Consider the following 20,327-nt stretch of genomic DNA (forward strand, 5'->3'; position numbering starts at 1 on the left):
GCGCGGGCACGTGCCCGGAACTCACTTCAGCGTGCCCAAGTAGGCCAGAAGGTCGGCAATTTCGGTGTCGGCGAGTTTGTCGAGCAGTCCGGCGGGCATGAGCGACAACTCGACCGGCTTTTTCGAGGCGATGTCGGTGCCGGCGATGCGGGCGGTGGTGTCCGCGCCCGTTTGCAGAATGATGCCGTCGGTCGCCTCATACACCGGCACGCCGATGAAGCTCTTGTCGTCGTTGGTGGTGATGCGAACCGCCCGGTACCGCGGCGGGATGTCCTTGCTGGGCTGAAGGATCGCGGTGAGCAGGTCGTCACGACCGAACCGCTTGGTGACCCCGATCAGCGACGGTCCGACCGCGCCGCCGCCGTCGTGGCATGCCGCACAGGTCGCTTTGGTGAACGCCGCCCGCCCGCGCGCGGCGTCGCCCTTGGTCCAATCGACCGCCGCGAGGCGTTTGCCCCAGGCGGCCGCGTCGAACCCGTCGCTCGCGTTAAGCGCCTTTGCTTCGTCGGGGTACGCTTTCACGAGCCAAGCCGCCCACGCCTTCTCGTCGGGGCCGAACTTCTCCTTGCTGTACTTCTGGAGCAGCGTCACAAGCGCGTCACGGGTGCGGGCGTCGGTTTTCGGGTCCGGGAACCGGCGCAGCGCCCGCACGGCGGCGGACGCAACGAGCGAGGGCTCTGCGTCGAGCGACCGGGCCAGCGCGTCCGCGGACCCGCGGACGATTTCTGCGTCGAGGGATTTGAGACCGACGAGGAATTTGGGAACGTCGCACGCATCCGGTTGGCGCGCGATCACCCGTAACACGGCTTCCTCGAATCCGCCGCGGTCCCACAGCACTTCGAGCGTCGCGCCCGCTTCGGTGCGGGGCAGTTCGGCGAGCAGCGCGACCGCGCGCGGCGTCCAGGCGTACTTGGGATCGGCTTGCGCGCGCGCCAGGAGCTTCCGTGCGGCGGCCTTGGGCGGAAGCTTCAGCGGCCCCACAAGGGCCGCGTGTTCCGGCTGGCCAAAGGCTTTGTGTTCGAGAACCGCCCGGTTCAGGTCGGGGTACCGTGTCCCCAGTTGCCGCAGCAACTCGTCGAACCGGAGCGGCCAGTGGCGGTCCAACGTGACACCCTGGGCTGTAATTTTGCTCGGGAGCCGCAGCAGAACGGTCGCGATCTCGTCGGCGTTGGCCCGGACGGCACGCGCGTCGGCCCGGGCCAGCGTGATGAGGTAATGGAAGTCGTCCGCCTGGGAAGTCCGGTCGGAGGTCTCGGGCGCCGCGCCGCGGGGCGGGCGCCCGTCGAGCGGGCCGAGTGCGGCGAGCGCGCGGGTCAGCTCGAGTTGCACCGCGCGGGGCAGTGCGGGTTCGCGGAGGCTCTGCTTGACGATCGCCACGCCCAGCAGGGCGGCGCGCTCCTTCGGCACTGGGTCGCGGAAGGTGTACCCTTCCCACACCGTTCCGGTCGCATCCTTCGCCGTCAGGTCGCCGTGCGCCAAGTGAACGATCCGCAGCGCCGTGAGCAGATCCGCGGGCGCGGCCTGCGGGTCGTGGAGCACCCCGAACGCGACCTTCAGCGCCCCGCTCGGATCGCGGGGGGCAGTGGCTAACGCGACCGCGAGTTGCGCCGGGGCTGGCAGTTTCCCATCCGGAACGTTGCCGACAGGGATCGTCAGCGCGACCGCAGCCCGCGCCGCGGCGGCACGGACCAGCGGGTCGTGCGACGCGAGGTTCGCCTTCACCGCGTCGATTAATTCTTTGCCCCGATCGAGCTTGTCGCGGTGGCGCAGGAGCAACTCCAGGGCCTCGCGCCGGCGGCGCGGCTCGTCCGGTGGCGGGTCGGGCCGACGCGGTGACGGTGCGGCGTCGCGCAGCCAGAGGGCGGCGCCGTCTTTGCTGTGATCGAGCGTGCGCCGCGCCATCGGGAGCGGCTTGGGGTTCGTTCCGCCCTGGTCGAAGGTGATCCGGTACACGCCGCCGCGGGTGCCGCGCCCGCCAATGCTGACGAACAGTTCGCCGGTCCGAGGGTGGACGGCGAGCGCGGTCGGCGCGAACCCGCTCGTGCCCGTCGCTTCCGCAAACACCTCCGGCTTGCCTTCGTAAGTCGAACCGGCCGCCGTGAGCGGAACGAAGTGGATGCGGCCGAAGGTCCAGTCGGCGAGAAAGAACCCGCCACGGTACTTGTCCGGGAATTGTGTGTGGCGGTAACACGCGACCCCAGTCGGTGAACCGCGGCCGAGGTCGGCGACCGGCTTCACCACGTCGGGGAAGTGGGGCGGTTTGCGCCACGTTTGCGAGAGCTGCGGGGAGCGCCAGCCGTAGTTCCCGCCGGGGACGATGTGGAGGAACCGACACCCCTCGTACCACGGCAGCCCGGAGCACCGCTCGTTGTCGGAGTCGTAGGTGAACGGCTCGCCGTCGAGGTTGAAATCGAAGGAGTACGGGTTGCGGAACCCGTCCGCCACGATTTCGACGGTCTTGAAGTCGGGGGAAAGGCGCAGCATCGCGCCCGCGGTCGGCTCGCTGATCGGCGAGCGGGCGTCCGTGGCGGTGCCTTTCTTGACGCCGGCGTTGTTCCCACACAATAGGTAGAGCCAGCCGTCGGGACCGCGGCGCACCGCGTGCGCGTCGTGTTCGCCGCCGGTCTTCAGTGCGACGAGCAGTTCGGGCGCTTGAAGCCGGTCTGTCCCGTTGTACCCCCGGTACCGCTTCAGCCCGCCGTCCGCGACCACGAAGAGCGAATCCCCCTCTGGGAGCAACCCCATCGGACCGTCCTTGAGCCCGGCAATGAGATCGACGGCGCGGTCCGCAACACCGTCGTTATCGGAATCCACGAGCGCGCGAACGTACCCGCGGCCGGCGATCAGCACGCGGCCCGCGTCGTCGATGGCCATCGTGTAGGTGTCGGGCGCGAGCGGGTTGTCGGCATAACGCTTCGCGCTGAAGCCCGGCGGGAGTCGCAACTCGTTTACGGGTGCGGGCGGCGCGGCGGTGGCCGTGAGGAGGAGCAGGGCCGGGACCATCGGGTAACCTCCGGGATCGGCCGCCAGTTTACCGTTCTTTCCGAAATGTTGCACGAAGCAACCGCCCGCTCGCCACTAATACGGGTGACGGCCCGTTCGCCCGGGAGAAGTTATGCCGCGCCTCACGCTCCGCACCCTGTTGGCGTACCTCGACGACACGCTCGCGCCCGTGGAGGCCAAAAGCCTCGGCCGCAAGGTCGCCGGCAGCGACGAGGCCCGCGAACTGGTGGACCGCATCAAGCGCGTCACCCGGCGCCGCGGGCTGAAGACGCCGGTGCCGGCCGACGCCGACGACGAGACCGCCGACCCGAACACGGTGGCCGAGTACCTCGACAACACGCTCGACCCGGCGACCGTCAAACAGGTCGAAGAGACGTGCCTCGGGTCCGACGTTCACCTCGCGGAAGTTGCGGCCGTACACCAGATTCTGACGCTCGTCCTGACCGAACCGGTGCGCGTGCCGCCGCGCGCCAACCGGCGCATGTACGGCCTCGTTGAGTCGCCCGCGTCCCGCCCGAAGCGGCGGCCGAACAAGAAGCTGCTCCCGGTGAGCGGCACGCGGCCCCCCGAACTCGACCGCCCCGAGGCCGACGACGCTGACGCGGCCCTGCTCCTGGGCCTGAAGCGGTACGCCGCGTCCGACAGTTGGGCCGGGCGCCTCGCGCTCGTGGGCATCGGCGCGGCGCTCGCGCTCATCCTCGTGTGCGCCGTGTACATGTCCCTGCCGCACCGCGGGCCGAACCCGCCCGAAACGTCGCCCGGCAACTCGTTCGCGCAGCTCACCCCCACGCCCGTGCCGCCACCGGAAGGGAGCGTTCCGAAGCCGAAAGAGGTCGAGCCGAAGCCGAAAGAGGCTGAGCCGAAACCGACCAAGAAAACGACGGACGAGGAGCCGGTTGTGCCCGCGCCGAAGGCGCTCGACCCGACCGAGCTGTCGGCCGCCCTGGGGGCCGCGGTGGCGGGCGAGGCGGTGGCCGCCGGTGCCGCCGAACCGAGGCCAAACCTGTCTGACCCGATCGCGCCCCCCGACGACAAGGTCGCCGAAATCGGGCGCGTCGAAACGAGCCGGGTGCTGGTGGTCGCGCAGGACCCCGGGGCCGCGGGGCAGTGGGTCCGCTTGAAGGCCAAACCCGAGGACGACGACCCCGTCCTTGCGAACGTCCCGGTCATGGCGCTTCCGGGGTACAAGGCGCACCTGCTGGTCGGCCCGCGCGACAAGCAGGTCCAGGTGCTGCTGTGGGGGAACGTGCCCGAGCAGGTGCCGTACCGTGTGTTCGAGTCCCGGGTGAAGTTCCACCAACCGCCCACCGGGTTCGACGCCGACCTCACGCTGCTCGGCGGGCGCATCTACCTCAAGAGCAAAGTGACCGGCGCGGACAAGAAGCCCGCCGGAGCGAAAGTTCGCGTGCGGGTGGCGCGCGAGGTGTGGGACATTACCATCCCGAACGCGCAGGCCGACGTCCTTGTGGAACTGGTCTCGTGGTTCGAGCCCGGGACGATGTACGCGCGCAAAGAGGGGCCGGCCCCGCGCCAGGAGGCGCGGGTCGCGGTGGTGGCGGGGACGGCGTCGCTGACCGCCCCCCGCCGGTTCAAGACGGTGCCGAAGCTCGAGCGCAAAACGCAGGTCGATTGGAACTCGGGCTCCGGCGCCCTGTCCGACCCCAAGCCGATCGCCAGCGACCTGGAGGCGGACCCCAACCCGCCGCTCGACGGCGAGGTCCTCAAAATCATCACCCGCACCCTGTCGGACGCGGCCACCAAGGTGACCGACAAGAACGTGGTGCGCCAGGTCGTCGAGGGGCGCCTCGAGCCGCCCCCGGGGACCCCGGACCGCGACCTCGTCGCGCGGCTGGCGGTGTACACCCAGGCCGCGCTCGCGGACTGCACCCCGGCCGGCGGCGAGCACCTGAAGCCGCTCGTGGACCTGTTGCGGTCGGAACTGCCGTGGCTGGCGCGGCAGTCGGCGGTGACGGCGCTCACCGCGTGGGTGGCGCGCGACCCGGGGAACACGGCGATCCTGCGGTCGGTGCTGGTGAACAAGGGGCTTGGCGAGGAGACCGATAACGAAGACGCCGCGGACCGGCTGCTGCGGCTGCTGCGCGGGTTCGTGTCGCCGACCAAGCCGGACCCGGACCGGCTCGACGATCTGGTCAAGTTCTTGGGCGACAAAGAAATCCCCGTGCGCGAGGCGGCGCTGTGGAACGTGCTCGCGGTGGAACTGGAGACGTGGGTGCCGCTCCCGCTGGAGCGCGGGAACGTCAACGTCGGCGCCGTCGGCGCGGCGGTGAACAGCGAGGAGTACAAGAAGTTCCTGGCGAGCTGGCGCACGAAAGTGGACGCGCTCAAGAAGCGCCCGGCGCCGGTCCCGCTGCCGCGCCCGAAGTGAGCCGGCGGCCCGCGCGGGCCGCCGGCTCACACCAGCTTGACGGTTTTCCCGGGCTTCAGGTCGATCACCTGAAGCTCCAGCTTGCGCGAGCCCTTCCACTCGTTGATTTTCGGGGTGAACGCGAGGCAGCAGTCCCCGCCCGCGCTCATCAGCTCCTCCATCCGGTCGGCCATCCCCCAGGCCACGCAGCGGATCGTTGTGTCGCCCTGGCGCACCCGGAAGTCCATGTGCCGCTGGACCTCTCCCGTCCCGATCAAGCGGGCGGCTTCCACCTTGAGCCCCGCCGCCAGGAACTTCGGTCGCGGGTTGCCCGCGCCGTAGGGTTCGAGTTTGTCCAGGTCGTTAATGAGGCCGAACGTGAGCGCGGAGAGCGGCACCTCGGCGTCGAGGGTCAACGTTTGGGCCGGGGCGCCGCCGGGGTAGTGGCTCCGCACGTACGCGTTGAACCGCTCGCGGAGGGCGGGGATGCGGTCGGGCCGGACTTTCAGCCCGGCGGCGGCGGCGTGCCCCCCGTGCCCCTCCAGGATGTCGTCGCACGCGACCAGCGCCGTGTGCAGCGCGAAGCCCGCCACGCTGCGCCCGGAACCGGTGGAGACCGCTTCGTTGGGCTGCACCGCGATGACCAGCGCGGGCTTGCCGAAGTAATCGACCAAGCGGCTCGCGACGATCCCGACCACCCCCGGGTGCCACTCGGGGGAGCCGACCACGATCGCCGGGTCGTCGGCGAACTGCTCTTCGACCAGCTCCTTCGCCGCCTGGGTGTACTTGCGCTCGCGGGCCTGCCGGTCGCCGTTCTGGGCCTCGAGTTGTTCGGCGAGCTGCCGCGCTTTCGTGGGCGATTGGGTGGTGAGCAGCTCGACCGCGAAACTCGCGCACCCGAGCCGCCCGGCCGCGTTCAACCGCGGCGCGAGCTTGAACCCCACGTCCTCCGCCGTGAGCACCTGATCGGGCTTCACGCCGCTGGCGTCCAGTAGCGCCTTCAGCCCGACAGACGGGCTCGCCTTGATCCGCTCCAACCCGTGCCGCACGAACACGCGGTTCTCGTCGCGCAGCGGCACCACGTCGGCGACCAGGCCGAGGGCGGCCAGCCCGACCGAGTCGAGCAGCACCTCGCGCAGGTCCGCCGACACCTTTTCCGACCCGCTCGCGTGCTGCGCCACCGCCCAGGCCAGCTTGAACGCCACCCCGGCGCCGGACAGATCGCCGAACGGGTACGGCTCCGCGGCGCGCAGCCGCGGGTGAACCAGGACGTCGGCCAGCGGCAGCAGCGGGCCGTCGAGGCCCATTTTCATTTCGTGGTGGTCGGTGACGATCAGTTCGAGCCCGAGGTCGCGGGCCGTCTGTGCCTCCGCGATGCTCGCGATCCCGCAGTCCACACTGATAACGAGGTGAACCCCGTTGCGGGACAGTTCGTGCAGTCGCTCGGAGTTCAGCCCGTACCCCTCGGACAGGCGCAGCGGGACGTGGAACTGAACGTCCGCGCCGAGCTTGCCGAGCACGCGCAACAAGATGGATGTGCCGGTGACGCCGTCCACGTCGTAGTCACCGTACACGCAGATCCGCCGCCGGGCGGTGATGGCCCGAACGACGCGCTCCGCGGCCTCCTTGACGCCGGGCAGGGCGAGTGGTGGGTGCAGCGCGCCGAGCGGAGAGTCGAGGAACCGGCGGGCCGCCGCGGCGTCCCGGACCCCGCGGTTGAGGAGCAACTGCGCGACCACGGACGGCACCCGTGCGGAGCCGGCGAGTCGGTTGGTCGCACCGGTGTCGGTCGGGAGCAGGTGCCACTGTTTTTCCGCACGCGCCACGTTCCTGTTCCTCGGCTGCATCGGGGTACCGACCCTTATTTAGAACGTGCGTTCAGTGGCGTGGCAAGTCCAACCCGCCACCGTCCCGCCCCGGCACGTCCGGCGCGCGCGGCGCATGCGCCCCGTCCGGGGCGTTCGGCGTTCCGTGCGCCACCGGGCCGGGGGGGAAGAATTCGAGTCGTTTTGCGGCCCGGCGGTTCACGAACGGGTTACGGGGGCGACGATGCGTGTAGAGACCGAGTGGTTGCCACCTGTAGACTTCCAACACGTCGGAGGATAGTTATCGTGAACGCCGCGTTCCTGCTCATGTCCACGGCCGCTCTGGCCGGTGCCGACGTGGCCCCGCCGCCCGCGGCGCCCGCTCCGGCGGTTATCAGTTCCGGTGCCGGCTGTAGCAACTGCGGCACGCCGGTCGCGCCGTGCAACGACTGCGGCAAGACCAAGGTCGGGCTCCTCGACAAGCTCAAGGCCCGTCTCGGCGGGGTGGGCAAGAAGTCCCACGACTGCGGGTGCGCCCCGGCCCCGGTTCCGGCCCCTTGCAACGATTGCGTGACCACCACGGTCGCCGCCCGCCCGAACCTCTTCGACAAGCTGAAGTCGCGGATGGGGCACAAGAAGGCGTCGGCGTGTTGCGGTCCGGTGTGCGACACGTGCGCGGTCGCCCCGTTGTCGGTGGTCCCGCCGACCCCCACGCCGGGCACGACGACCCCGCCGAGCACCACCCCGCCGAAGGAGATGCCGAAGCCGCAAGAGGCTCCCAAGACCCAACCCAAGCCGAAGACCACGAAGGACGAGGCCGCGGTTCCGCTGCCCCTTCCGGCCGCTCCGGTGACCGGGGCCAGCGGTCTGGCCGGCGCCGGCAACCCGTACTAAAGGGTCTCCGGATCGCCGCCCGATAACCCGCGCCCCCCGGGCGGTCCTTTGGACTGGCCCGGGGGGCGGTGTTTTTTGAGCGTGTTTCCAACTCTGCTCTTCCACCGGCCCGGGGCCGGATTAGTATTGGCTGTAGACTGGACACGCCAACGGGATTAGCACGGATGAACGCGGCATCTCCGGGGCTCGGGGCCGAACTCGCTAACAAAATTGCCCGTCTCGTCGAAGAGCGGGGTTGGAACCAAGAAGACTTCGCCCGCATCTCGGGTCTGAATCGTCACACAGTTAGGCAGATATTGCAGGGCGGACCGAAACGCCAACTCCGTAACACGACCGTGAGCCAGTGCGCGGACGCGTTGGGGCTAACCGTCAGCGAGTTGCGCACGCTCCCGCTCGAGCGGCTCCTGCCGCGCATGCACGGGAAGCCGGCGGACGACGACGAGTCCCTCAAGCTGCTGGACGAGCGCGCGCAGTTGCCGGAGCTGGTCGGCTGGCTCGAGCGGAACCGCAACCGCGCGACCGAGCTGCGCCCGGACGAGGTGCTGGAACTGCTCGACATGCAGGCCCCGGGCGGGCCGCTCGTCAAGCTGGGGGTCGAGACGTGCGTCGACCTCATCGAGCGGCGCCGGCACCTCGTGTGTAAGGTGAAGGAAATCGCGGGTACGGAGTACTTCGAGTTCCTGGAACAGTTCGTTAAACTGATCCACGAGAAAGTGAAGCCGGCCCCCAGTAAACGTGTCTGACACCGAATCCAGTCGTTTGTAAGGGTCCGGCTCTCGGTTCCGGGTTGCGAACCGGGCCGCACGGCCGCGCCACCAAATCGAACACACGGGGTCGGTCACCGTTCGCATTCGGGGACGGGGCTTACCGCTCCGGAGGTCCGTCCATGACCGCTTCCCCGCCCCCCCCGCGCCCGTTCAACCCCCCGCCGCGTCTGAGGGACACGCGCCTCCCCCCCCCCGGCGAAGTTCCGGCGGTGCTGACCCGGGGGGAACCGGGCGCGCACACGTACTTCTCCGAGATCGAACAGCTCTGGGCGTCCGACCGCGCCGGGCTCGCGACCGAGCTGCGCGCCTACGGCGAATCGCTGGACGACACGCACTGGGAACGGCTGAATAACGTCAACTACCCGCCGCACTGGCACACGTGTGTTATGGTCGAGTGCTACGGCACGCTACAAGGGGTGATGGCGGTCGAGAACCTGCTGCGGCCCGCGCGCCTGACCCCGGGGGCGTGGGTGCTGTACGTGGATTACATCGAAGTGGCCCCGTGGAACTACCGCGTGCCGCAGAACCGCGCGCTGCCGGTCGCGCGCGACGCGCGGTTTAAAGGGGTCGGGGTAACGCTGCTCGGCGAGGCCGTCCGGATCAGCGTCGGTGCGACGGCCGGCGGGCGGGTGGGGTTGCACGCGCTCCCACAAGCCAACGAGTTCTATTCGCGGTGCGGGCTGACCTGCGTCGGCCCCGACCCGGACCACCACGACCTCGTGTATTGGGAGTACGAGGACGGCGCGGCTGCCGCGTGCTTAACCGCCCTGGGGCTTTCCGCATGACCACGCACCAGAAGCACGGACCGGACGTTTGGGACTACACCGGCTGCGTGTCCGCTGGGCGCGCGACGAGCCGCGCGCTGCCGCCACCCACCGAAGAAGAACTTCGGCGGCTCGAAGGCGCGTGGAACGACCCGGCCCGGTACACCCGCCGGGACGTGGCGCCGGCGGGCGGTGCGGCGGCGCGCTCGGATTCGAGTCGCGCGCTGGTCCCCTCGCGGCAGGACATCGCGGCGCTGCCCCGCTGGGCGCGGGTCGCGTTCGCCGCGCGCTGCGCGCGGCGCGTGCTGCCGGTCATCAAGAAGCTGTGGACCGACTCGCCGAAGCCGCTCCTGCCGTCGCTCGATAAAGCAGTTCGTGCCGCCGAAGCCGCCGCCGCCGCCCGCACCGTCGGCGCGGGCGCGGTCGCCGCCACCCACATCGCCCGCGCCGACGGTGCGGCCGACGCGGTCGCCGCGGTGTGCGCCGCCGACGCGGCACGCGCCGCAGCCTACGCGGCCGATGCGGCCCACGCGGACGTGGTTCGCGGCGCCGTCACCGCGGCCGTCACCTGCCTGCTTCGGGCGAGCACCGTCGGCAGCGTGGAGCACCTCGCCGCACCGGCGCGTGACTTCGCCGCCCTCGCGCGGCGCGCGAAGGGTGAGCGCTGGACCCACGACACGCCGGTACCGGTGTCCGAGTTCGGGCCGATGTGGGACGGCGCTCCGCCGGACTGGTGGACCGACGATCTGTTCCGCTCTTAGAGGGGGCGGGCCGCGCCCTACTCTGAGTTCGTTGCGCGCCCGGCATTGGCCGGGCGCCGGCGGCGGCGTTTCCCCGAAGAATTTTGCTCTGGTGCTTGCATCGCGCGCCGGCCGTGAGTAGAACACGTTTGATTTTTGCCGCCCAGCGGCCTGCCGCACGGTGTGACTCGCGCACCCGGGCCGCCGTCACCGAAACTGCCCTGTGGGCAAACCGAGGAACCGATGCCAGATTTCATGACGAGTTGGGGCTTCATGGGCGCGATGGTCGTCGCCCTCCTGGTGCTCATCGGCCTGATGCTGTTTCTCCGCAGTAACAAGAAGGACGAAGATTGAGCCCGGTTCGCCTCGGTCAAAAACAAGCGGGCCGCCACGAGCGGCGGCCCGACCCGATGCTCCCCTTTGCCGATCATCACGGCCGGTTCGATCGGCTGGTCTGCCCCGCGAACTGTCCGACCGTCACTTCCAGAGCGACCGCCTTTCTGTCGCGCCACACACCCAATCGCACCTTCTGACCCGGTGGCAGTGCCGACACCAAGTTGATCAGGTGGTTCTCGTCCCGCAGCGTGACATCTTCGATTTGAAGGACCACGTCGCCGACCCGTAAGCCTGCGGCCGCGGCCGGGGTGTTCGGGTGAACGATTTCGACCAGCGCACCGCTGACGCGGCTGAGGCCCAGACGCAGGGCTTCGGCGGGTTCCAGCGCGCTGGCCAACTGCACCCCCAAGTACCCCCGCGTGACCACACCCTTCTCGATCAACTGCCCCGCGATCCGCTTGACGAGGTTCGCCGGGATGCTGAACGACACCCCGCTGCTGCTGCCGCTCTTCGACGCGATGGCCGTGTTGATCCCGACCACTTTACCGTCGAGATCGACCAGCGGGCCGCCGCTCGAACCGGGGTTGATCGCGGCGTCGGTTTGGAGGAACTCCTTGATGCGGATGGTCGAGCCGAGCGAGATCTGCCCGCGGTCGGTCGCCGAGATGATCCCGTGGGTCACGGTCTGGTTCAGGCCGAACGGGCTGCCGAACGCGAGCACCCATTGCCCCCGCTTCACGCGCGAACTGTCGGCGAGTGTCGCGGCCGGCAGGGAATCGTCTTCGATGTTAAGGAACGACAAGTCGGACTCGGGGTCCGCCCAGATGCGCGCCGGCTGAACGATGCGCCCGTCGGACAGCGTGACGTACACCTTCGACGGCGCCGCGGCGCCGACGACGTGGTAGTTGCTCACCACGACCACGCCCGCCGTGCCCGGAAACTTCACGATCACGCCGGAGCCGGATTCTTCGACCGGGTCGTTCTTGGTCGAGCCCAGGGAAGCCGGTTTGACCGCGTCCACGGCGACGACCGACGGGCTGAAGTGCTTGATGATGTTCTGGAACCGGTCGTGCGGCACCACGGCCGCTTCACCCGGTTGGGCCGCGGCACGCTCGCCGCGCACGAGGGACTCGGCAGCGGCCCCGCCCAGGAACGCGAACGCGGCACACACCGCCACGAAGAGCACTTTGTTCCGCATAGGTTCGTCGCCTTGAACAGAAGTTGGCCTGGTGTACGGGAACTGCCCATCGCTCGCCGTGCAACCGCTTCCACTCTACTCTTCGGCGGAGTCCGCGCGCGCCGGATGACCGGGCCGGAACGCATAATTTCTTTGGACTGAGCGGCACAAAACGAACAGAGCCCGCGGCCGATTGGCCCGCGGGCTCTGTACAGCCGGCACATCCGGTTCTATTTGCTCAGGTCGCTTTCCAGGTCCGAGATGCGCACCTCGCGGTCGGCCATCGGGTCGCCGTCGCGGATACGATCCCATCCGTTCGCGCTGTAGTCGGCGGACCAGCCGCCGTCGCGCTCCATCTCGCGCTGGCAGTCCACGCAGAACGTGCTGAAGGGCAGCGCGTTCAGGCGGGCGACCGGGATCTTGATCGAGCACACCTCACACTTGCCATAGGTGCCCGCTTTGAGCCGGCGGAGCGCACGCTCGATCTGAGCCAGCTCTTTAGCCTCAAGTTCGGCCAGAGTGGACGAAATTTCTTCGCCGCTCGCATCGAACGCCGCGTCCGCCGCGTCGCCCGAAGCGGATGAGTGCTTGACGTGGGCGAGTTCCTCGAGTTCGAAGCCGAGGCGTTTACGGAGCTCGGTGCGGCGGGCGATCAAACTTTTATGAAGTCGCAGTAATGCGTCTTGGCGAGCCATGGTGTGATACCTCCCGGGGCTTAAGCATCCGCCCGGTCGTAACCGTCGAATGCTGTACGTTTTGGATCGCGCTCACCGGGCTAAAGATTCGCGCAGTTTCGAAGTAGCTCTGCGGCAGGTCTATTTCCCGGTCGGACAGTCAAGTATAGGCGCCGACTAAGTGTACCTTTCATCAACCGGAATCGAATCCAAAGGGTCAGAGCAAAAAACCCATGCACGATGCGTGCCGCAAACTGGCGGCCCAGCCGATTATGTGCCAGTATAATCGTCGGCAACCGCAAATAGTTTCAGTATTTCAGACGATTATGCCGAAGTTTCGTTGGCGTTGTATGTGTTGTGCGAATGGTAGTGTGTGAATTGGGGTGAGGCCGAAACGTGATCTCTTCGTGACAGTTTTGTGAGTGGTCAAGAACGCCGTTAGATATTTTGGTGGCGATGTGTCCAGAAATGCGGCATTCTGGGCGCAAAATTGCACGGGCAGGAGGATTGGGTATTTTCGTTTTGGTCAAATAACGCGGCGGCGAAACGCGGTCCTGCGTTTCGCCTGATGGCGCGTTCTCTGGGCTGAAACACGTTACGACTGAAGGTTTTGGAGCATTTCTCGGAGCGGAACAAGTCGCTGCCCGCGCACGTCTTCAATCTTGAGAGCCTTCAAGAACCGGCGCCGCAACTCGCTTTGGAGGTCCTCGATCGCGCTCGGCGCGGTGCTGGAAAGCGGAATGCTCCCGCCGGCACGGCGGTCGTGCCCGCCGGCGCGACCCAGTTTGCCGACGACTTGCCGGAGGATTTCACCCGCTCGTGCGTTCTCGATAGCTGCTCGCACCGAGAGGATGAGCGAGTCCTCGTACACGCCGCCGCAGAAGGCGTAATCCACGCGCTCGAACCGGATCATGAAGTCTACCACTTCTGCGGCCTGTTCGGGCTGCGGGAGCGGGTTGACCCAGCTCATCATGAGCCGGTCGTAGACGAAGGAGCTTTGCATCGCCTGGAGCGTGCATTCGAAGTACGAATGCGGGAGCCGGGCGTTGCGGATCTGGGCGATGATGTCTTTGTCGGCGATGGGGTACAGCGCGATCAGCGCCGCGTCGTCGGACGAGCTAGCTTCTCGCGGGAACCCGGTCACTTCTGTCTCGATCCCGTACAGGAGCGCGGTGGCGACCTTTTCCGGGATCGGGGCGCCTTGCTCCAACAGGTACTTGGTAACGAGCGTGCAGGTGGCCCCGTGCGCGGACCGGATGTCTGTGAACGTCACGCCTTCGAGGTCGCCCGGGGTGTCGTGGTGGTCGAGGACGGCGTACAACTTCACCGAGTCGGGGAACGTGTGGCGACCGGTGCGGGGCTGGCTGTCGACCATCACAACCGCATCGTTCGGCCCCCAGTTCATCTTTTCAACGGGCACCAGATCGAGGCGGAGCACGTCCACCATCGCGCGGTTTTCGGCACGGCTGATCAGCCCGTCGCGGGTAATGAGGGTGGGCTTTCCGAGTCGCGTTTCGACGAGGTGGGCGAGCCCCAACATGCTGCCGAGACTGTCCGGGTCTGGCTGAACGTGTGAGACGAAGATAACGCGGTCGAAAGACGAGAGACCGAGGAGAAACCGGTCCGAGCGTCGCAAACCGGTGGACGACGTTTTCAGGTTCGGGCTACTACTGTCCGGGTCGGCGCTACGGCGCGCCATGGGTGTGGTCCTCTGATACAAGCGGACACGCACGCTCCGTGTGCGGCGCGTTCGCCGGGGGGAGGGCGGTGGGCTGATCCGAATGCCCCGTACCGTTCTACCTTACGGCCGGGGCGTTGCCAAGCACGGATCAGGCCAGCGGATGCGAGAGCCGCCTGCGCACATTCTACAGAACAAATGGCCGCGCGAAGAACGTTGGCGCCGCGGGATTCTCGATGAGAGAAGTATGAGCGGCTGGCGCTCTCGCGCCGCAGAGTACGAGCCGTCACCGGGACAGGTCGCCGATCGACAAATATGTGATTAGTCGCGCACCCCCGATCGGACGCGGCCCCGGAACGTTTCTTCGGAGCCGGCCCTCAGCCGCCGGCCGCTTTCTTCGCCAACTCTCGGAGCTTGAGGACGGTGTTCCAATTGCGGGCGGTGTTCGGTACGCCGACGCCCTTGTCGAACTTCTCACCCAACTTCGATGTGCCCAGACCGAACGGGGTGTGCAGGTACACGACGCCCCCGACGAGTTCGATCGCTTCCCCTTCGACCGCGTGCGTTCGGAGCGCTTCGATCGCTTCCGTTTTCGGCACCCCACCCAGGACTACGGCGTGGACGTGCTTCCCTTCCTTGAAGTCGGGGAACGGGTTGTTCGCGATCAGCGCGTCCCACTCTTCCAGGGTCGGGGCGTAGATCGCTTTCGTGAAGCCGAACTTCTCCTCGCACAGCTTTGCTGCGGTGGCAATTACCTGCTCCCGAGGGAGATGGCTGCGGAGGACGGCGTTGCCGCTGTTGATGTACGTGGCGACGTTCTCGAACCCCGCTCCCGTCAGAGCCGCGCGCAGCGGGGCGACGGGCAGTTGGGTGGCCCCGCCGACACCTCGGAACAAGAGGATGTACGCAGTTTTCGGTTTCGACATGCGGCGATTTTACAGGACTGGCGGGGCCTTCGACCCAGGACCCCGCGGATTGCACACACGACCGCCTGGGCGATCGTGGCCCGTCAAGAAAAGCGGCCACGGCCGCACATTTAGGTCGGGCGGGTGAGCGGGCGTGCGGCAAGAACCACGGCGGCTTCGCCCGGGATCTGCCAGTTGTCGTCGGTGTCGAGCGGGGCGGTTCCCTGGCCTCCGTATTTCGGTGCCTCGCTCGACCAGATCGGGTGCCAGTGCGCGTCCACGTCCGGGGGGGCCAGGAGCGGTTCCGGGGCCGGGTCCAGGTGCAGGTCGCGCCCCAGGTTCACGACCAGCAGTCGGTCGCCGCCCGCGGGGACGAAGAAGCGGAGCACGAACGCCGACGCGCTCAGGACGGCGCCGTCAACGACCGCCGAGCGGAACGCGGGGTCGGTTTTCCGGAGCTTGAGCAGGTCGGTGTGGAGCGCGAGCCACTCCGGGCGGGAGTCGCGCTCCGCCGGGTCGAGCTTCGACCGCTCGAACGTCTTCGGGTCCGCCGGGTCCGGGATCAGGCTCATGCCGTCCGGCCCGGCCTGGCTGCGGAAGCGGCGCATCGCCTCGCGGCGCCCGTTGAACACCAGCGCCGCGAGTTCGGGGTGGTGGTCGGCGAAGTACAGGAACGGGCGCGTGCTGGCGTACTCCTGCCCCTGGAACAGCATCGGGGTCGCCGGGATGAGGAGCAGGTACGCGGTCAGCGCGCGGAACCGGGCCGGGCTGGTCAACTGGTTCACGCGGTGCCCGCGCCCGGAGTTCGCCACCTGATCGTGGTTCTCCAGGAACGCCACGAACCGGTGGCGGGGGATGTCGAACGCCGGGCGCCCGCGGCGCCGGTTGTGCCAGCGGTACTGCTGCCCCTGGTACAAGAACCCGTACTTCGCTGCGCTCACGAGTTCTTGCGGCGTGCCGCTGTAGTCCATGAAGTAGCCTTCGTTCTTGCCGCTGAGAGCGACCCGCGCGGCGTGGTGCAGGTCGTCGTTCCAGATGGCGTCGAGCCCGCACCCGCCGTTCTCCGGGGGCCGCACCAGGTTCGCGTCCTGCGGCTCGTTCTCACCCATGACGTAGATGGTGCGCCGCCCCGCCGCCGCACGCGCCCGGCGGGCGATCTCGGTGAGGACGTGGGTCGGCGAGTCGTCGTAAATGGCCTGGGTCGCGTCGAGTCGCAGCCCGTCGATGTGGAACTCCTCGACCCAGTACGCGGCGTTCGCGATGAAGAACTCGCGCACCGGCCCGGAGTCCGGGCCGTCGAAGTTGAACGGCTCGCCCCACTCGGTTTTGTGAATCGTGCTGAGGAACTGCGGGGCGAACTCGCGGATGTAGTTCCCGTCCGGGCCGAAGTGGTTGTACACCACGTCGAGGATCACCCCCAGCCCGAGGGCGTGGGCGGCGGCGACGAACCGCCGGAAGTCGTCCGGGGCGCCGTACAGCCGGGTGGGGGCGAACAAGCAGGTGCCGTCGTAGCCCCAGCCGAAGTGCCCCGGGAAGTCCGCGACCGGCATCACCTCCACGGCCGTGACGCCGAGTTCCGCGAGCTGCGGGAGCCGCGCCGCCGCCGCCGCGAATGTGCCCTCGGGCGTGAACGTGCCGATGTGCAGCTCGTAGAGCACCTGGCCTTCATCGGTGATGCCGGGCCAGCCCGCGTCGGTCCACTCGAAGCGCGTGTGGTCGACGACCTGTGACGGGCCGTGCGGGCCGCTGGGCTGGAACCGCGACGCCGGGTCGGGAAACAGCGACGACCCGCCGTCCAACTGGAGCCGGTACCGCGCGCCGTCGCCGATCCCCGCGGCGAACCCGGAGAAGTACCCGTCGGGCTCGCGCGCGAGTTCGATTGGGGGGCCGGCTTCCGGCACAACTTCGACCCGCGAGCGGATCGGCGCCCAGACGCGGAAGTGGGTGCCGTCGGTTGTGAGCTCGGCCCCAACCGGGAACCGGCGAACGTAATCGGACGCCATTGCTCTCCTCAAACTCTGTGGACCAATGCGTTCGCGCGTGCTCGCGGGGCTGGCCCGCGTCACGGGGATGTCGCATCACATGGGGGCCGGAATCAGGTTCCCGTATCGCAGATGAGCAGCGCTACCGGGAACCCCTTGAGCACTTCGGCCAGTGGAAGCTGTCCGTTGTGAGCGCGGATTGACTCACCGGTGAGCAGGCTCTTCCATCCCGCGCCGGCCCACTCCGCCGGGAGCGTTAGCGCGGTGCCCGCCCAGCCGTCACGAAGGGACGCCGGGAGCCGCGTCGTCACCACCAGGGCCGCGCCGGTGCCGCTGGTGCGCAAGAACGCGAACGCGTTGGCTCCGCGCGCGCCGGTCGCCTCAACGGGCACGTAATCCCCGTTGGCGAATATCTCCTGGCGGTCGCGGCGACACCGGAGCGCGGTGGCGGTGACGAACAGCTTCGCGCGCGGGTCGGCGAGGTTGTGCGCCAAGTCCGCCGCGGCGGTTCCCTGCGTGTCGAGTTCGTGCAGCCAGCTCGCGCGGGCGGTGTAATCGACCGGGCGGCGGTTGTCGGGATCAACGAGCGAGAGGTCCCAGCTCTCGGTCCCCTGGTAGGTGTCGGGGACGCCCGGCGCGGTACAGCGGATCAGGGTCTGGGCCAGGGAGTTGATCCGCCCGAGTTCCGCGACGCGCTCCGCGAACTCGCCCAGTTCCAGGAGGAACGCGTCCGATTGCTGCGGGTCGAGTGTGCGGTCGACGAACGCCGCGACCGCGGCCTCGTACTCCGCGTTCGGGTTGATCCAGCTCGTGTGGACTTTGGCCTCGGCGAGGGCCTTCTTCATGTAGTCGCGGATGCGCTGCCGGAACTCGTCCGACACGCCCGCGCGGCCGGGCCAGGCGCCGACGAGCGTCTGGTACAGGAGGTATTCCTCGTTCGCGTCCGGTGCGAGCCGGTCGTCCACTTCGGTCTTGTGAGCGCGGTTGTAATCGGACCACCGCGACACGTGCTGCGTCCACTCCGCCGTCAGTTCCGAGAGAACGTTGAGGCGCGCGCGCACGTCCTCGCCGCGCTTGGTGTCGTGGGTGGAGAGCGGCGACAACCCGCCGGGGGCCGCGGCCCGCGCGTGCAGGAACGCGTGGACCTGCTCGGGCTTCCACCCGAACTTGCCGGGCTCGCCGCCCACCTCGTTGAGCGACACCAGCCGGTTGAACACGTAGAACGCGGTGTCCTCAACGCCCTTGGCGGCCACCGGCGAGGTGACCTGCTGGAACTTCCCGGCGAACCGGCGCTGCAACTCGCGGTACTCTTCCGACGCCGGCCCGCTCGGCGAATCCTTCAGCAGAACGGTGTCGCGGATGAAGTCGAACACGGCCTTCCCGAGCACCGGGTTCCGCCGGTACGCCCAGCGCGTGGCCTTGCCCACCACCGCTTTGTCCGTGTCGCCGACCGAGCCGTTCACGTAGGAGCGATACACCGGGAAACACGCGACCACCTCGCGGAGAGCCTTCCGGATGCCGTTGAGGGTGAAGTCGCGGCTCCGGCGGTCGAGCCGGGCGATGCGGTCCAGTTGATGGGCCAGCGCGTTCAACTCGCTCGCGAGCGCGCCCTGCGTCGCCTGCCGCTTCGACCGGTACACCACCTCCGGCCACGGGTCGTCGAGGCCGGTGAACTGTTGGTAGAAGCTGGTGAGCGGCCCTTCGCTCGCGGGATCGACGAACAGCCCATTGAGCGCGTGAATGAACTCGTACCCCGTGGTCCCCGCGCACTCCCAAGCCGCGGGCAACTCCTCACCGTCGCCCAGGATCTTCTCCACGACGACGTAGAGCCCACTGTCCCCGTCGCGGCTCGTGCCATCGTCGGTCGGCCCGGGCGGCGTGCGCCCCACGCTCGTCTGAAGGCGGGCGAGGTACTCTTTCGGATCGAACAGCCCGTCCGGGTGGTCGATCCGCAGCCCGTCGGCAATGCCCTCCCGGAGCCACCGGAACCAGGTGGCGTGGACGGCGTCGAACACCTCCCGGCGCTCGGTGCTGAGGGCCGCCAAGTCGTTCACATCGAAGAAGCGGCGGTAGTTGATTTCGTCCGAAGCGACCCGCCAGAAGCACGGTCGGTACGCCTGGGCCTCAAGCAGTTCGTCGAGGGCCGCGAAGCTGGTCGGGTCGCCCGGCGTGCCCGCCAGTTTCGTCAGCGTGCCGGCAACGGCCGCCGCCGCTTCCGGGAACCGCTCGGCGAGTTCGCCCAAGCGGCGGCGGATCGCGATCACCTCCAGACGGCCTTCCGCTTGTCGGGCCTCGTCGGGATCGGTTCGCGGGGGGAGCCCCTGAACGGCGTGCAGGATGCTGGCGAGTTCGATCGCGGACGGGTGCTCGGCGCCGTGCCGCTCGCGCACGTCTCGGGACGCGGGGGCAAGCACCTGTCCGTAAGTGCGCGGGTCGAGGGGGAGCCGGTTGTCGTGAACGCGAACGTAGAACCCGCCCTCTTCGAACACCGGCTTGAACTCGCCCGCCTCCAGCACCGCGCCGTACTGGTCGCCGAGGACCGGCAGGAGCAGGCGGCCGGCCATTTGCGGACGGGGCGAGTCGTGCCACGCGATGTCGAAGGCGGTCGCAAAGGAAGACGCCGGGCCGTGTTCGAGCACGTCCGCCCACCACGCGTTCCCGGTCCCCACGCTCATGTGGTTGGGCACGGCGTCAAGGAGCAGCCCCATGCCGCGGTCGCGCAGCGCGCGGGAAAGTTCTGCGAGGTCGGCTTCCGATCCGATTTCGGGGTTCAGCGCTGAGTGGTCGAGAACATCGTACCCGTGCGTGCTGCCCGGTCGGGCCTTCAGGATCGGTGAGGCGTACAGATGCGTGACGCCCAGGGCATGTAAGTACGGCACGATCGCCAAGGCGTCGCGGAGGGTGAAGCCGGCATGAAACTGGACGCGGTACGTCGCGCCTGGGGCGCGAACCGCATTACTCGTGGGCTGGTCCGTCATTCGGGTTCCGTTCGACAAGCAGGCGCCAAGTGCGTTCACCACCCAGACACTGGCTGCAAGCTGCGAACCGCGTGCCGCTACTGCTCAGTCGGCGCGAAAGATGCTAGGTACGTGGCGACCGCCCGTCGCGGTTGTAACGCGGCCCTGTGGCCCTGGGGTGATAAAGTTCTGTGATTCAAATTCTCGACATGAAGGTTTCGTGTCGAGTACAATACTCAAATCCTCTCCACCAGAATCGCCCCATTGAGGAAGTGTCCGG

The 20,327-nt window shown here is 68.4% G+C and carries 13 protein-coding genes; 5 read left to right on the forward strand and 8 right to left on the reverse strand.

From position 1 onward, the window contains the following. Positions 1-21: 21 nt before the first annotated feature. Positions 22-3,003 carry a DUF7133 domain-containing protein gene (locus R5W23_RS24945; protein WP_320688660.1) on the reverse strand — a complete coding sequence of 994 codons (2,982 nt, stop codon included), beginning with the start codon at positions 3,001-3,003 and terminating at the stop codon, positions 22-24. A 112-nt stretch (positions 3,004-3,115) separates the two neighbouring features. On the opposite strand from R5W23_RS24945, the gene R5W23_RS24950 reads away from it, so the two are divergent. After that, positions 3,116-5,389: a hypothetical protein gene (locus R5W23_RS24950; protein WP_320688661.1), complete on the forward strand. Its 2,274-nt coding sequence runs from the start codon at positions 3,116-3,118 to the stop codon at positions 5,387-5,389. 26 nt (positions 5,390-5,415) lie between these two features. On the opposite strand, the gene recJ is transcribed toward R5W23_RS24950, so the two are convergent. Continuing rightward, positions 5,416-7,194, reverse strand: coding sequence for a single-stranded-DNA-specific exonuclease RecJ (gene recJ / locus R5W23_RS24955; protein ID WP_261184302.1), 1,779 nt, complete (start codon positions 7,192-7,194; stop codon positions 5,416-5,418). A 285-nt stretch (positions 7,195-7,479) separates the two neighbouring features. Between recJ and R5W23_RS24960 the strand changes: the two genes are divergently transcribed. The 4 genes from R5W23_RS24960 to R5W23_RS24975 all read left to right on the forward strand — a co-directional run bounded on the left by R5W23_RS24960 (position 7,480) and on the right by R5W23_RS24975 (position 10,359). Then, entirely contained in the window at positions 7,480-8,067 is a 588-nt protein-coding gene (locus R5W23_RS24960) for a hypothetical protein (protein WP_320688662.1), read from the forward strand. Between the two features lie 164 nt (positions 8,068-8,231). Further along, a complete protein-coding gene (locus R5W23_RS24965) occupies positions 8,232-8,810 on the forward strand; it encodes a helix-turn-helix transcriptional regulator (protein ID WP_320688663.1) in 579 nt (192 codons plus the stop codon). 143 nt (positions 8,811-8,953) lie between these two features. Further along, on the forward strand, positions 8,954-9,619 hold the full coding sequence (locus tag R5W23_RS24970) for a hypothetical protein (protein WP_320688664.1): 666 nt from the start codon (positions 8,954-8,956) through the stop codon (positions 9,617-9,619). Continuing rightward, positions 9,616-10,359 carry a hypothetical protein gene (locus tag R5W23_RS24975; protein ID WP_320688665.1) on the forward strand — a complete coding sequence of 248 codons (744 nt, stop codon included), beginning with the start codon at positions 9,616-9,618 and terminating at the stop codon, positions 10,357-10,359. The genes R5W23_RS24970 and R5W23_RS24975 overlap by 4 nt, the downstream gene beginning before the upstream one ends. Before the next feature lie 409 nt (positions 10,360-10,768). On the opposite strand, the gene R5W23_RS24980 is transcribed toward R5W23_RS24975, so the two are convergent. The 6 genes from R5W23_RS24980 to treY all read right to left on the reverse strand — a co-directional run bounded on the left by R5W23_RS24980 (position 10,769) and on the right by treY (position 20,068). Then, positions 10,769-11,872, reverse strand: a complete 1,104-nt coding sequence (locus R5W23_RS24980; RefSeq protein WP_320688666.1) for a S1C family serine protease — start codon at positions 11,870-11,872, stop codon at positions 10,769-10,771. Between the two features lie 209 nt (positions 11,873-12,081). Then, a complete protein-coding gene (locus tag R5W23_RS24985) occupies positions 12,082-12,546 on the reverse strand; it encodes a TraR/DksA family transcriptional regulator (protein ID WP_320688667.1) in 465 nt (154 codons plus the stop codon). 574 nt (positions 12,547-13,120) lie between these two features. Beyond that, a complete protein-coding gene (locus tag R5W23_RS24990) occupies positions 13,121-14,224 on the reverse strand; it encodes a DHH family phosphoesterase (RefSeq protein ID WP_261184295.1) in 1,104 nt (367 codons plus the stop codon). A 356-nt stretch (positions 14,225-14,580) separates the two neighbouring features. Beyond that, positions 14,581-15,129: a DUF1697 domain-containing protein gene (locus R5W23_RS24995; RefSeq protein WP_261184294.1), complete on the reverse strand. Its 549-nt coding sequence runs from the start codon at positions 15,127-15,129 to the stop codon at positions 14,581-14,583. Positions 15,130-15,239: 110 nt separating this feature from the next. Next, entirely contained in the window at positions 15,240-17,111 is a 1,872-nt protein-coding gene (gene treZ / locus R5W23_RS25000) for a malto-oligosyltrehalose trehalohydrolase (protein WP_320688668.1), read from the reverse strand. Positions 17,112-17,203: 92 nt separating this feature from the next. Then, positions 17,204-20,068, reverse strand: a complete 2,865-nt coding sequence (gene treY / locus R5W23_RS25005) for a malto-oligosyltrehalose synthase (protein ID WP_320688669.1) — start codon at positions 20,066-20,068, stop codon at positions 17,204-17,206. Between the last annotated feature and the right edge of the window lie 259 nt (positions 20,069-20,327).

It is taken from the genome of Gemmata algarum (assembly GCF_034097035.1).
GTDB lineage: Bacteria > Planctomycetota > Planctomycetia > Gemmatales > Gemmataceae > Gemmata > Gemmata algarum.